Origin of the sequence: Bacillus andreraoultii, assembly GCF_001244735.1 — a bacterium.
Lineage (GTDB): Bacteria > Bacillota > Bacilli > Bacillales > Caldibacillaceae > Caldifermentibacillus > Caldifermentibacillus andreraoultii.
Map to the genome: position 1 here is coordinate 1,506,803 of NZ_LN868937.1, position 13,510 is coordinate 1,520,312.

General features: G+C 34.3%; 14 protein-coding genes. All 14 read left to right on the top strand.

What is annotated here, in order from left to right:
• Positions 1 to 17: 17 nt before the first annotated feature.
• On the top strand, positions 18 to 635 hold the full coding sequence (locus BN2144_RS12370; RefSeq protein WP_033828502.1) for a stage V sporulation protein AA: 618 nt from the start codon (positions 18 to 20) through the stop codon (positions 633 to 635).
• Positions 635 to 1,057 carry a stage V sporulation protein AB gene (locus tag BN2144_RS12375; RefSeq protein ID WP_033828503.1) on the top strand — a complete coding sequence of 141 codons (423 nt, stop codon included), beginning with the start codon at positions 635 to 637 and terminating at the stop codon, positions 1,055 to 1,057. The genes BN2144_RS12370 and BN2144_RS12375 overlap by 1 nt, the downstream gene beginning before the upstream one ends.
• A gap of 74 nt (positions 1,058 to 1,131) precedes the next feature.
• Positions 1,132 to 2,610 carry a spore germination protein gene (locus BN2144_RS12380; protein ID WP_033828504.1) on the top strand — a complete coding sequence of 493 codons (1,479 nt, stop codon included), beginning with the start codon at positions 1,132 to 1,134 and terminating at the stop codon, positions 2,608 to 2,610.
• Between the two features lie 314 nt (positions 2,611 to 2,924).
• Positions 2,925 to 4,277 carry a diaminopimelate decarboxylase gene (lysA, locus tag BN2144_RS12385; protein WP_042337882.1) on the top strand — a complete coding sequence of 451 codons (1,353 nt, stop codon included), beginning with the start codon at positions 2,925 to 2,927 and terminating at the stop codon, positions 4,275 to 4,277.
• A 434-nt stretch (positions 4,278 to 4,711) separates the two neighbouring features.
• The gene (locus BN2144_RS12390) at positions 4,712 to 5,059 is read left to right on the top strand and encodes a GNAT family N-acetyltransferase (protein ID WP_033828505.1); all 348 of its coding nucleotides are present in this window, start codon (positions 4,712 to 4,714) and stop codon (positions 5,057 to 5,059) included.
• A gap of 224 nt (positions 5,060 to 5,283) precedes the next feature.
• Positions 5,284 to 6,036 carry a segregation/condensation protein A gene (locus tag BN2144_RS12395; RefSeq protein WP_033828506.1) on the top strand — a complete coding sequence of 251 codons (753 nt, stop codon included), beginning with the start codon at positions 5,284 to 5,286 and terminating at the stop codon, positions 6,034 to 6,036.
• A 13-nt stretch (positions 6,037 to 6,049) separates the two neighbouring features.
• Complete coding sequence (gene scpB / locus BN2144_RS12400) at positions 6,050 to 6,622, top strand: SMC-Scp complex subunit ScpB (protein ID WP_407638024.1); 573 nt, start codon at positions 6,050 to 6,052, stop codon at positions 6,620 to 6,622.
• A 114-nt stretch (positions 6,623 to 6,736) separates the two neighbouring features.
• Complete coding sequence (locus tag BN2144_RS12405) at positions 6,737 to 7,903, top strand: D-alanyl-D-alanine carboxypeptidase family protein (protein ID WP_033828508.1); 1,167 nt, start codon at positions 6,737 to 6,739, stop codon at positions 7,901 to 7,903.
• Positions 7,900 to 8,493 (top strand): nucleoside recognition domain-containing protein, encoded by a 594-nt coding sequence (locus BN2144_RS12410; RefSeq protein WP_033828509.1) that lies wholly within the window; start codon positions 7,900 to 7,902, stop codon positions 8,491 to 8,493. Before BN2144_RS12405 ends, BN2144_RS12410 begins: the two co-directional genes overlap by 4 nt.
• A complete protein-coding gene (locus BN2144_RS12415; protein ID WP_033828510.1) occupies positions 8,493 to 9,029 on the top strand; it encodes a spore maturation protein in 537 nt (178 codons plus the stop codon). The genes BN2144_RS12410 and BN2144_RS12415 overlap by 1 nt, the downstream gene beginning before the upstream one ends.
• Positions 9,030 to 9,257: 228 nt before the next feature.
• Positions 9,258 to 9,992 (top strand): pseudouridine synthase, encoded by a 735-nt coding sequence (locus BN2144_RS12420; protein WP_033828511.1) that lies wholly within the window; start codon positions 9,258 to 9,260, stop codon positions 9,990 to 9,992.
• A gap of 136 nt (positions 9,993 to 10,128) precedes the next feature.
• Positions 10,129 to 10,656 (top strand): thiol-disulfide oxidoreductase ResA, encoded by a 528-nt coding sequence (gene resA, locus BN2144_RS12425; RefSeq protein ID WP_033828512.1) that lies wholly within the window; start codon positions 10,129 to 10,131, stop codon positions 10,654 to 10,656.
• 10 nt (positions 10,657 to 10,666) lie between these two features.
• Positions 10,667 to 12,319: a cytochrome c biogenesis protein ResB gene (resB, locus tag BN2144_RS12430; protein WP_033828513.1), complete on the top strand. Its 1,653-nt coding sequence runs from the start codon at positions 10,667 to 10,669 to the stop codon at positions 12,317 to 12,319.
• Positions 12,312 to 13,502 (top strand): c-type cytochrome biogenesis protein CcsB, encoded by a 1,191-nt coding sequence (ccsB, locus tag BN2144_RS12435; RefSeq protein WP_033828514.1) that lies wholly within the window; start codon positions 12,312 to 12,314, stop codon positions 13,500 to 13,502. The genes resB and ccsB overlap by 8 nt, the downstream gene beginning before the upstream one ends.
• Positions 13,503 to 13,510: the final 8 nt, after the last annotated feature.

The following is a 13,510-nucleotide window of genomic DNA, read 5'->3' on the forward strand; positions in this document are numbered from 1 at the left end:
AATTGGAAGTGATGTTTATGGACACAACCATATATATCCGTCTCCGTCATCGAGTACAAGTAGGAGGCGATAAGCCTGTTTATCTTAAAGATATAGCCTCTATTAATGCTCCAGATGTGATCATACATGATTTAAAAAAATTGATTGTTCATAAAGTAACGAAGGAAGATAACAATATTATTATCATTGATGGAATTCAGATTATTGAAGTGATTACAGACAAATTAAATATAAGGGACATTCAGCTGATTGGACCACAGCAAACAATTGTTGAAGTGGTAATGAGAAAGGTGAAAATGTCCATCCCATTATTTTTGTTAGTTTGGTTACTACTATTTATTGGATCTGCTATTTCTATAATGAATTTTCATGAAGATGTTAGCATGCAAGTTGTTCACCAAAAGTTATTTTATTTATTAACAGGAATTAAAGATGAGAAACCTTTAACGATTCAAATCCCTTATTCAATTGGTCTTGGTCTTGGAATGATTTTATTTTTTAATCATGTATTTAAAAAGCGAATTAATGATGAACCGAGCCCACTGGAAGTTGAGATGTTTAATTACCAACAAAGTTTAGATCAATATGTCATTATGAATGAAAATAAAGAAAGTATGAAAAGAATGGATGAATAATGGGGTTAAAAATTTTATTTGTACTCGCAGTGGGGCTAGCTTGTGGTTTAGCGGTAGGTGCTGGCTTTGTCGCATTTATAACAGTATTAGGCGTAATTCCGCGGTTGATGCAGTTAACAAAATCAATGAAAATGATTTTATATTATGAATGGGCAGCTACTCTTGGTGTTATATTTGGGGCTATATTAGGCTTACAACAAATTCAATTGACGATTCCGAAAGTATTAATGATTTTTGTTGGTTTATTCCAAGGGATTTTTGTAGGTATGTTAGCAGCCGCATTATATGAAGCTGTCAATGTATTGCCTTTAATATTCAAACGAATAAATCTTGAAGACCGATTATTATATTTATTAACTGCACTCATTTTAGGAAAAATTTTAGGCTCACTATTCCATTGGTTGTATTTTATTAACTTGTAAAGTTGTGAATTTGTTTTTACTACTAAGCAACTTCTTTGAGAGGACGGCAGTTATCCAAGAAAGGTGTTGTAAACATGTCTGCAATAAAAAAGATGAAACCCATTCCTAAACAAATAACTGAAGTAGAAAAGTATATGAAAGATAACGTTGGTTTAGGAACAAGTTTTGATTTAGGCATTCGGAAGTTTAAAGTTTTAAATAAAGAAATACAATTATATTATGTGAACGGACTGACGGATACTTTATTTATTTTGCGGGCAATGCAAGAACTCGTCCACTTAAATGACATTCATAAAGATTCTCCACCTGAACAATTTGTAGAACTTATTAATAATCGAATAAATAATAATTCAGTAGAAAAAGTATCAACGTTAGATGAAGTCGTTGATCAAGTATTATCGGGACTCATTGCTATTTTAGTGGAGGGTTACGAGGAAGCCTTTATTGTTGATACGCGAAGTTATCCTGGTAGACAACCGGAAGAACCTGATACAGAAAAGGTTGTTCGTGGATCAAGAGACGGATTTGTGGAAAATATTATTAGCAATTCCGCATTGATTCGGCGTAGAATCCGTGATGAACGACTCCGATTTGAACTACTAAAAGTGGGAGAACGTTCGAAAACAGATATAGCAATAGTTTATTTGAAAGACGTTGCAAATCCAGATTTAGTAAATATTATTAAGAAAGAAATTAAAGCAATTGAAATAGATGGCTTGACGATGGCAGATAAAGCGATTGAAGAATTTTTAGTGAAACAAGGATATAATCCATATCCCCTTGTCCGATATACCGAACGTGCTGATGTTGCAGCAACCCATATATTGGAAGGACATGTATTAATTATTGCCGATACGTCTCCGAGTGTAATCATTACACCGACAACATATTTTCACCATGTTCAACATGCGGAAGAATATCGTCAATCAGCTGCAGTAGGGACATTTATTCGTTGGACACGTTTTATTGGTATTTTGGCCTCGTTGTTTATTCTTCCTCTTTGGCTACTTTTTGTTATCGAGCCAAGTCTATTACCAGATAGTATCGAATATATCGGGCCAAATAAAAAATCCCATGTACCTGTCATTGTACAGTTGTTTATTTGTGATTTAGGTATTGAGTTTTTAAGACTGGCCGCGATTCATACTCCAACACCTTTATCGACTGCTATGGGTCTAATTGCTGCTGTATTAATTGGGGATATTGCAGTGAATGTTGGTCTATTTATTCCGGAAGTCATTCTCTATGTTTCCGTTTCTGCAATCGGAACGTTTGCGACACCAAGTTATGAGTTAAGTGTGGCAAATAAAATAGCAAGATTAGTTATTTTAATTTTAATAGCGATATTTAAAGTTCCAGGTTTAGTTGTAGGGGTAACATTGTTTATCATTTACTTAGCATCAATACGTTCACTCAATACCCCGTACTTATGGCCTTTTATTCCGTTTCACCCAATAGCTTTTATGCAAATTTTAGTTAGACGTTCAACTCCTGGGTCAAAAATCCGACCAAGTATCGTTCAACCGAAAAATCGTTTAAAGCAGCCTACGTAATTTTAAGGCTGCTTAAATTTCCCTTGTAATTTCCACAGTTAGGACGACGGATGCAGGCGTTAAGATGAGGAGTGTGTATGTAACTTACCTCCGCAAAAATGATGGGTAAGTAGAATCAATTGAAATTCTAGTAGATCACCAATCCACATCCACACCGTTACAGTTTTGAGGGTGAAAATCATATCACACGTTATGTTGGGTGGAAATAAATATATAATTGCATTAGATTACGAATTGTGATAAAGTTTTTCTTATTATAGATTAGTTACGTATTAATAGTAGGATTTAATTTTTGTAACGGGGTGACATAAGTTATGTTACATGGAACGGCGAATGTAAATCGGTACGGTCATTTAGAGATAGGTGGATGTGATACGCTGGAATTAGCAAATACGTATGGAACACCACTTAACGTTTATGATATTGAGTTAATTCGAACTCGAGCAAGAAGTTTCATTCATACATTCAAAAAAGAAAATGTAAAGGCCCAAGTTGCTTATGCAAGTAAAGCATTTGCATCAATTGCTATTATGCAACTAATGCAGGAAGAAGGGCTTTCTCTGGATGTTGTTTCCGGTGGGGAATTATATACAGCGATTAGGGCAGGATTCCCTGTAGAAAAAATTCACTTCCATGGAAACAACAAAAGTATTGAGGAAATTGAAATGGCAATAGATTATGAGATTGGTTGCTTTGTTGTTGATAATTTCTATGAGTTACAACTATTAACAAAACGATGTATAGAAAAAGGAAAAAGAGTAAATATTTTGCTTCGTGTTACTCCAGGAATTGAAGCGCATACACATGATTATATTTTAACAGGGCAAGAAGATTCGAAATTCGGTTTTGATTTACAAAGTGGTCAAGCGAAACGGGCGTTGGAAATCGCATTATCTTCAACTCCATTAAATGTACTAGGTCTCCATTGTCATATAGGTTCGCAAATCTTTGAAACGACTGGCTTTATTTTAGCCATTCAAAAGTTGTTCACCTACATTGATGATTGGAAAAATGACCTTCAGTATATTCCGAAAGTAGTTAATGTTGGCGGAGGGTTTGGTATTCGTTATACAAAATCAGATAAACCTCTTAAACCAGAGCAATATGTTTCAGCTATCATTCGTGAAATAAAAAAACAATCAGTAGAAATAAACATTCCATTACCTGAAGTGTGGATTGAACCAGGAAGGTCGCTCGTTGGTGATGCGGGAACAACACTTTATTCAATCGGTTCTACTAAACATATTGAGGGTGTGAGGAAATATGTATCCGTTGACGGTGGAATGAGTGATAATATTCGCCCAGCCTTATATCAGGCAGAATATGATGCAGTGGTGGCAAACAAAGTTCTTCACGATGAAAAAGAAGTTGTTTCGATTGCCGGTAAAGCTTGTGAATCAGGTGATATGTTAATCTGGGATATTCCATTAGCAAAAACGGAGCCGGGAGATTTATTGGCGGTTTTCTGTACTGGTGCATATGGTTATTCTATGGCAAGTAATTATAATCGTCTACCTCGCCCAGCTGTTGTTTTTGTTGAAGATGGTCAAGCAAAACTAGTTGTGAAACGAGAAACTTATCAAGATTTGGTAAAATTAGATTTACCTCTTTATGAAGTGATAAAGAAAACTCAAGGGTCAGAGCCTTTAGCGAAAGTAGAGCCGTAGTTCGCAGAGCTTTTCGGCTTTGTCATGCTGCCGAAGCTCATCTTGAGAGCATATGCGTATTGGAAAGTAGAAAATGAACATTTATACTCTACCATTAGCTAAAAAATTCATAAAATCGTTAAATTCTATTCAAGTATTCTATTAGATACCTAGAAAAAAAGCTAGAAATGTAGTAAAATAATTTCGCAACTAGTAAATTGTAGCCGTCATTATCTTAGAAAAATGCCATTCAAGAGATGAGAATTAGAATTTTAATTGTTTGAATGTACGACAGTTTACAGGAATACTCGTATAAAATATTCTCATTATGGAAAAAATATAAGAACACGCCAATTGAATATTTAAAAAGGGTGTTTCAAAAAATGCGATAAATGAATAAGTCGATTTAGGCTTATTTTTAGCATTGGAATAGTTTTATATAATGAGGGATCAAAATGTTAATTCGATATAAAAAAGCATTTGAAAAGATTGCGATGGGTTTACTGTCCTTTATGCCTAATGAAAAGGATATAAAAAAATTACAACAAACCATAAAAGAGTACGAGGCAAATGATAAATGGACTTTGTTCTTATGGAAGCAAGAAGACGACCTAGTCGCTATTATTGGTGTTTATGAGTTGGATGATGATGTATTAGAGGTACAACATATATCAGTTAATCCTTCTTATCGGGGGCAAGGCATCGGTAAAGGGATGGTAAGGGCGTTAAAAGAGATGTTTCCTGATAAACAAATTATACCGACAAAAGAGGTCCAATCTTTTTTTTATCATTGTGACCAATAATTGAGTTTAACGGCTGTTCACCAAAAATGTCTCTTATCTAAATGGATAAGGCGAATGTCGGGAACAGCTTTTTTTCTAGCTTAAACGAGTAATTTTATATAAATTAGTACGTGACTCTATTGAAATAGTGCCTTTCACTTAAAATGTCTATATTGGAATATAGTCGAGTTTATTCTATACTATCTATACTAAGTATGAAAATTTAATATGGTGGTAGTACAAATATGTTGATGAATTTTAAAACAGCTGGTTTTGAAGGCCCATTGGATTTACTTTTACATTTAATTAAAACATTGGAAATTGATATATATGATATTCCAATGCATGAAATAACAGAACAGTATTTATTATATATACAAACGATGCAAGAATTGGAACTTGATGTAGCCAGTGAGTACCTTGTAATGGCTGCGACTCTTTTGGCTATAAAAAGTCAAATGTTACTTCCAAAATATAATGAAGCAATCGATGAAGATGGCATGTACGAAGAAGGATTCCAAGAAGATCCCCGTGATGAGCTCGTGACAAGATTAATTGAATACCGCAAATATAAAGAAGCTTCGATTAAATTGAAAGAAAAAGAAGCAAATCGGCTCTTAATTTATACAAAGCCACCGAGTGATTTATCCGAGTACTCTTCCCAAGTTGCAATGACGAATACGGATAAAACTGTAACTGTATATGATATGTTAGGTGCCTTTCATAAATTAATGCGTCGACAAAGATTACAAAAACCACTCCATACTAAAATTACCCGTGAAGAAATTTCAATCGAAAAACGAATGGAAGAAGTGTATGAAGTTCTGGAAAATGCTTCAGACTGGATGAATTTTTATGATCTTTTTCCTTATACAGATAAAAGTAATATAGTAACAACCTTTCTAGCAATTCTCGAATTGTTGAAGAGAAATCAAATTTTCATTCAACAGATGGGTAACTTTGATGATATATGGCTAACTGCAAAAGGAATGGAATAAGAAGGTGATGAAATTGAACCAGGAACCATCGTTTGGTATTTTAGAAAGTTTATTATTTGCTGCTGGTGATGAAGGGTTGTCACTTAAGCAAATGGCAAATGTGATGGAAATCCCTGAACAAGAAGTTTTGGAACTGTTAAATCTGTTACAAGAGGAATATGAAAAGAATAAGCAAAGAGGAATCACAATCGTTCAATTTGCAGGTACTTACCAACTAGCAACAAAAAAAGAATACGTAAATTATTTGAAACGATTAGTAGAAGTTCCGAATTCATCGACATTATCTCAAGCCGCGTTGGAAACTTTAACGATTATTGCTTATAAACAACCAATTACAAGAGCTGAGATTGAAGATATTCGAGGGGTGAAAACAGAACGTCCAATCCAAACGTTAACAGCAAAAGGACTAATCCAAGAAGTTGGACGAGCTGAAGGAACTGGCCGTCCAATTTTGTATGGTACAACAGTAGAATTTTTAGACTACTTTGGTTTAAAAGATTTGAAAGAACTACCTCCTTTGCCTGAAACCGATGAAAATGACATAACGCAAGAAGAAGCAGATCTTTTCTTCGAGAAATTAAAATAAGGTTCAAGTATACGTGTGATACTTGAACCTTTTTTCTTTTTATACTTTTTTATCATAAGTTAAAAAGTACAACCATAAACTTGTACAAAACTTAAAAGGAGAAGATGGACAAGTATGTGGAGAAGCATCAAGCGGTTCCTAATTATAATCGTTTTCATTTCATTATTTCTAAACATGTTTTCATCGATACATACTTCTGCTAGTCCAATTGGAGGAGTAAATTCATATAGTGCTATTGTAATGGATCAAAAAACAGGACGTGTATTTTTTGAAAAAAATGCTCATGAAAAAAGACGTATAGCGAGTATTACTAAAATTATGACAGCAATCATTGCCATTGAGTCAGGTAAGCTTGATGAAGTTGTAACAGTAAGTGAAAATGCTGTTCGTGCTGAAGGATCATCTGTATTTTTGAAACAAGGTGAGAAAATCAAGCTAGAAGATCTCGTCTATGGTCTTATGCTTCGTTCTGGAAATGATGCTGCGGTAGCGATAGCAGAACATGTTGGGGGAAGTAAAGAAGGATTTGTATTTATGATGAATGAAAAAGCAGAACAAATTGGTATGAAAAATACTCATTTTGCTAATCCACATGGGTTAGATGACCACGAAGAACATTATTCAACCGCTTATGATATGGCCATTTTAACAAAATATGCGATGCAAAATGATGAGTTTCGTAAAATTTCAGCCGCAAAAGTTCATTACGCACCAAATCCAGATAGTCAGTGGCAACGAAAATGGACAAACAAAAATCGACTTCTTACAGAGCTATATAAATATTCAACGGGTGGAAAAACAGGTTACACAAAACGTGCAAAGAGAACATTAGTATCGACAGCATCTAAGGATGGAATGGACTTAATAGCGGTGACATTAAATACACCTTCTCAAACGGATTGGACGGAACATATTCAGATGTTTGAGTATGTATTTGAGCAGTATGATTACCATGTTGTTGTTCCGCACGGGCCGATTGAAAAAGTGAAAAATAAAGTATATAAAGACCACGCTCAAATCGCACATGATTATGTGTATCCAATAAGTGAAGAAGAAAAAGATTTCTTTAAAGTGAAGTACCGTTTAATTAAACCGAAAAAATCATGGAAGCAAAATCGTGATGAAATACCAGAAATTATCGGAAAAACAGAAATCTATTTCAAAGATGAAGCCATTCATTCAATGCCTATTTATTACAAAAGTGATGAAGAGACAAAAAACTCGTTTTTTGATCAATTTAAGCAAATCTTTGGATCAATCATAGGGGTTAGGCAAATATGATTAATTTGATATGGGTAATGATGATTATTGTTGGAATTGTTTTTGCTTTATTTAATGGGACGATGGATGAAGTGAATAAAGCGATTTTTCAAGGGGCACAAGATGCTGTTACATTATGTATCGGATTTATTAGTGTTTTAGTTTTTTGGTTAGGTTTGATGAAAATTGCACAAGTATCAGGATTGCTAGATAAACTTTCCAATGTGTTTAGACCGATTGTAAAAAAGATTTTTCCAGATATTCCGGATGATCATCCAGTAATGGGATATATATTATCGAACATGATTGCCAATATGTTTGGTCTCGGAAATGCGGCTACTCCTTTAGGTATTAAAGCAATGGAGGAATTAAAAGAGTTAAATGGTGGGAAAAATGAGGCTTCGAGGTCGATGGTTACATTTTTAGTTATTAATACAGCGAGTATAACGATTATTCCAACGACCGTACTATCCATCCGAATGAATTATGATTCCGCATCACCTGCAGAAATCGTACTCCCAACCATTATTGCCTCTGTTTTCGCAACGGTTTGTGCAATAATAATCGACCGAATGTTGTACAATCGAAAAAATAGAAATCGGGTGAAATAATGGAAATCATCTCGAAAATCTCGTTATGGATTATACCAATTTTAATAGGCTTTATTTTAATACATGGGACGTGGAAAAAGGTACCAACTTATGAAGTATTTGTGGAAGGTGGTAAAGAAGGAATAAAAATCGCCATCTCAATTATACCGTTTTTAGTTGGTATGTTAGTAGCAATCTCTATTTTTCGCGCATCAGGTGCATTGGAGTTTTTTGTTAGTTTATTGAGACCTATTTTAGAATGGATTGGTGTTCCTGCTGAGATCGTTCCGCTTGCGATACTCAGACCAATATCTGGTAATGCAGCCTTAGGTGTAACGAGCGATCTAATTGCAACTTATGGACCTGATTCTTTTATTGGTAGACTCGCATCGGTCATGCAAGGAAGTACAGATACTACATTTTATATATTGACCGTGTATTTCGGTGCTGTCGGGATAAAGAAAATGGGGGATTCATTAAAAATAGGCTTAATCGCAGACTTACTTGGTTATATTGCTAGTATTATTGTCGTCACATTATTTTTCGGAATGAATTGATTTTTACTCTCGAAGTACGTTATTTTTATTATATAGATAGACTGGGAATTTGACTTTATCCAGTCTTTTTTCGATTTGGGTGTAAGAGTGTTTCCTTTGTTTTCACAAGATAGTTATGGCATAATTCAGACAAGGAAAAAACAATCGCATGAAAGATAAATATATGTATAATAGATATACATCCGTTTTCATCGTATTACCGATTCTTATTAAAGGAGTGCTTTTTATTTGGAAAGATTACAAAAGGTAATTGCACACGCAGGTATTGCATCAAGAAGGAAAGCAGAAGAGTTAATAAAACAGGGGAAAGTGACTGTAAATGGAAAAGTCATTACTGAACTTGGGGTAAAAGTCAGTTCAAAAGATAAAATAGAAGTGAACGGAATCAAGATTGAACAAGAGGAGCCAGTATACTATTTACTGTATAAACCAAGAGGAGTCGTATCGACTGTTAATGATGATAAAAATAGAAAAACGGTCATTGATTTATTTCCTAACGTGGAAAGCCGTATATATCCAGTCGGTCGATTAGACTACGATACTTCAGGATTATTATTAATGACAAACGATGGTGAATTTGCAAATCTTATAACCCATCCTAAATATCAAATTGATAAAACGTACGTAGCAAAAGTAAAAGGAATTCCAACAAGAGAGGATCTAAAGAAGTTACAGCGTGGTGTTAAGTTGGAAGATGGGCTAACCGAACCAGCACAAGTGAAATTTTTATCGGGTGATCGAAAAAAAGGAACCGCGATTATTGAGATTACGATTCATGAAGGGAAAAATCGACAAGTTCGTCGTATGTTTGAACATATAGGTTACCCTGTAATGAAATTAAAACGGGAACGGCTTGCATTTTTAACATTACAAGGACTTAATGCTGGAGAACATAGACCGCTTACGCCACATGAAATAAAAAGATTACTTGCACTTGCAAATAATGGCTCGGCAAATTTATAAGAATCAACCAGCTGCATGATAATCGTGCGGCTGGTAAAAACCATTTACATAATAGCACGATAAAATAACAGAAAAATTGAGGAAATTTAAACAGTTTTATTACTGAAAAAACATAAATAATCGTGGGGGGGTACAAGTGAATAAGAAAAGAAGACTCGTTCTTAGAACAGTAATTCTAATCGTGTTAGCCGCTGCAATTATATTTACTTTATATGCAAATTTTACAAAGAATGATAGAAAAATAGCTACAGTTGGTGAACAAGCCCCTGATTTTGTACTAGAGGACTTGGATGGGCGCAAATACCGATTATCTGATTTCAAAGGAAAAGGTGTCTTTTTAAACTTTTGGGGAACATTTTGTGATCCTTGTAAAAGAGAAATGCCTTATATGGATAATCAATATAAGAAATTTAAAGATCAAGGTGTAGAAATTATTGCTGTAAATGTTGGAGAAACTGATTTGGCAATTGAAACCTTTGCTAATCAATATAACTTATCGTTTCCGATCGTCGTAGATAATGGTGAAGTTCAAAAAGCATACGGTATTTACCCTTTACCGGCGACTTTTTTAATTAGTCCTGAAGGAAAAGTTGTTGATTATATCGAACAATCATTAACAGAGGATATGATTGCGGATTACATGAATCAAATAAAACCAGAGTAGGGGGATGGTCATGGAAAAAGTAAAATGTGATTGTGGACATGTAAACCCCCATGGAACGATTCTTTGTGAAGCATGTGGGAAAGTTTTAGTTGAAGAAAATAAGAAAAATAGACTACTAGATATGCGTTATGAAGGAAGTGCAAGAAGATCACAAACATATAAAAAAACGATAATTGATAAAATATGGAATTTCTTTTCTTCAGTAAAAGTTGGTGTTGCCTTAATTATCATTACACTCATCGCTTCAATCATTGGAACAATTTTACCACAAGAAGGAAATATTTCAATACAGGGCGCAATAAGCGACTATTACGAGGAACATTATGGTGCTTTTGGAAAGATATACTATCTGCTTGGTTTTCATCATTTATATAGTTCTTGGTGGTATTTATTATTAATTGCTTCAATTGGAGCATCACTAGTTATTTGTAGTCTTGATCGTGTTATCCCGTTGTATAAAGCATTGAAAAATCAAAGGGTTACCCGAAATGTTAACTTTTTGAATCGACAACGGCTTTATAATAACAGTGAAATAAAGTTAACAGACAACGATTTACAAATATTCAAGAAACATTTAAAAAAAAAGCACTATAAAATACGGGAAGAAAATGGAAACATACTGGCGGAGAAAGCAAGATTCTCAAGATGGGGTCCTTATATTAATCATATTGGATTAATTATTTTTCTAGCTGGCGCGATGCTTCGATTTGTTCCTGGCTTGTATGTCAATGAAGCGTTATGGATAAAAGAAGGAGAGACATTAGTAATTCCGGGAACAGATAAGGAATATTATTTAACTAATCATCAATTTATTATGGAAGTTTATGATGAATCAGACGGGGAAGTATTCAAAGCGGCGTTAAAGGAAAAAGGTGGAGTTGTAAAAAATTACCAGTCTAACGTGACACTTTATAAAGCAGAGGCATCATTACCTGGTGAAGAACCAGAGTTGAATAAGGTAAAAGATTATGAGATTAAAGTTAATAAACCGTTGAAGTTTGATCAGTTTTCCCTTTATCAATCAAGTTATCAATTAAATGAAATGACAAAAATGACGTTTACTTTAATGAATAAAAAAACAGGTGAACAATTTGGTGATGTGACGATTGATTTAGAAGAGCCGAAGAAGATTTATCATTTATCAGACGGCTATACTGTTGAGTTATTAAGCTATTTTCCAGATTTTGAGATTAGTGATGGTGTTCCAAAAACAAAATCAAGTAAACCGTTAAATCCAGCTTTTGCTTTTAAAATGATTACCCCTGATAGGCCAGAAGGGGAAGTGAGTTTTGCAGCCATTCAACAAACGATTGAGCCGATGGGTGAAAATGAGTATAAAATGTCTTTTAAAAATGTAGATACAGTAAATTATTCAGGGATAACCGTTAGAAAAGATTTAACATTACCTTTCATTGCTTTAGGTGGAGCTATATTTTTGATAGGGGTTGCACAAGGTTCATTCTGGTATCATCGAAGAATATGGTTAAAACAAGAAGAGGGTCTATTACACATTGCAGGACATACGAATAAAAACTGGTACGGCTTTTTGAAGGAAATTGAAAAAATTGTAAGCGGTACAAATATACCGATACCAATTGATCAAACAGCCGAGAGAGAGACAAAGGATGGAAACATTGGACAAGGGGTGGATGTAAATGGTTGAGCTAAGCAGTAAGTTATTGTTCCTGTCATTTATTTTATATTTAGTAGCCATTTTATTTTTTGGTGGTGCAATTCGGCAAAAAAAAGGGTTAGAAGGGAGTCCGTATAACAATAAACCTGTACGCAGTGGAACAATAGCAATGGCATTAACAGGCTTAGGCTTTATTTCACAAATTGGTTATTTTATAACGAGATGGATTGCTGGTGGTCATGCTCCGGTAAGTAATATGTTTGAGTTTTCCACCTTTTTTAGCATTATGATGGTTGGTGCGTTCATTATTATTTATTTCATCTACCGCTCAGCGACCCTTGGGTTATTTACTTTGCCTATTGTTTTAATCATTATTGCTTACGGTAGTATGTTTACAAAAGACATTACACCATTAATTCCTCCTTTACAAAGTTACTGGTTGCCAATACATGTTATGACAACTGCAGCTGGTCAAGCAATTCTTTCTATTAGCTTTATTGCTGGATTAATTTATCTAATTAAATATATAGATAAATTTAATAGTCCTATAAAAGGCTTTTTTCTTGAAACAATCTTATATTTTATCCATATTGTTCTCGGCTACATTATCGTTACATCAATCTTCTCGATACTTAAGTATCAAGCAAGTTTTGAATGGGTTAATAAAGAAGGAAAGATTGTTACTTCTATTTATAAACTTCCCGCAATTTTTGGATTAAACGAATGGCAACTGTTATCACCAGGAAAGATGGAGCCATTAGTAGAATTGCCCGCTATTTTTGATGCTCAAAAGTTTAACACAGTATTGTGGTCTTTTATTGCAGGTTCTTTTTTTTATATTTTAATACGATTACTTGTAAGAAAACGAACTTCACAACTATTACAACCATTTGTAAATAAAATTAATGGTGATTTTCTCGATGAAATTAGCTATCGTTCGGTATTAATTGGCTTCCCTATTTTTACACTTGGAGGATTAGTGTTTGCAATGATATGGGCGCAAATTGCTTGGACCCGTTTTTGGGCTTGGGATCCGAAAGAAGTGTGGGCATTAATCACTTGGTTGTTTTATGCGGCATTTCTACATTTACGGTTATCACGAGGGTGGCATGGTGAAAAATCAGCTTGGCTCGCTGTTATTGGTTTCGGTATTATTATGTTTAACTTTGTTTTCGTTAACTTGATTATTGCTGGTCTACACGCATATGTGTGAGCGTTTTA

Bases quoted from the DNA above. Each gene is read 5' to 3' on its own strand.
- BN2144_RS12370 (WP_033828502.1), top strand. From the start codon at position 18: ATGGACACAACCATATATATCCGTCTCCGTCATCGAGTACAAGTAGGA.
- BN2144_RS12375 (WP_033828503.1), top strand. From the start codon at position 635: ATGGGGTTAAAAATTTTATTTGTACTCGCAGTGGGGCTAGCTTGTGGT.
- BN2144_RS12380 (WP_033828504.1), top strand. From the start codon at position 1,132: ATGTCTGCAATAAAAAAGATGAAACCCATTCCTAAACAAATAACTGAA.
- lysA (WP_042337882.1), top strand. From the start codon at position 2,925: ATGTTACATGGAACGGCGAATGTAAATCGGTACGGTCATTTAGAGATA.
- BN2144_RS12390 (WP_033828505.1), top strand. From the start codon at position 4,712: ATGTTAATTCGATATAAAAAAGCATTTGAAAAGATTGCGATGGGTTTA.
- BN2144_RS12395 (WP_033828506.1), top strand. From the start codon at position 5,284: ATGTTGATGAATTTTAAAACAGCTGGTTTTGAAGGCCCATTGGATTTA.
- BN2144_RS12405 (WP_033828508.1), top strand. From the start codon at position 6,737: ATGTGGAGAAGCATCAAGCGGTTCCTAATTATAATCGTTTTCATTTCA.
- BN2144_RS12410 (WP_033828509.1), top strand. From the start codon at position 7,900: ATGATTAATTTGATATGGGTAATGATGATTATTGTTGGAATTGTTTTT.
- BN2144_RS12415 (WP_033828510.1), top strand. From the start codon at position 8,493: ATGGAAATCATCTCGAAAATCTCGTTATGGATTATACCAATTTTAATA.
- resB (WP_033828513.1), top strand. From the start codon at position 10,667: ATGGAAAAAGTAAAATGTGATTGTGGACATGTAAACCCCCATGGAACG.
- ccsB (WP_033828514.1), top strand. From the start codon at position 12,312: ATGGTTGAGCTAAGCAGTAAGTTATTGTTCCTGTCATTTATTTTATAT.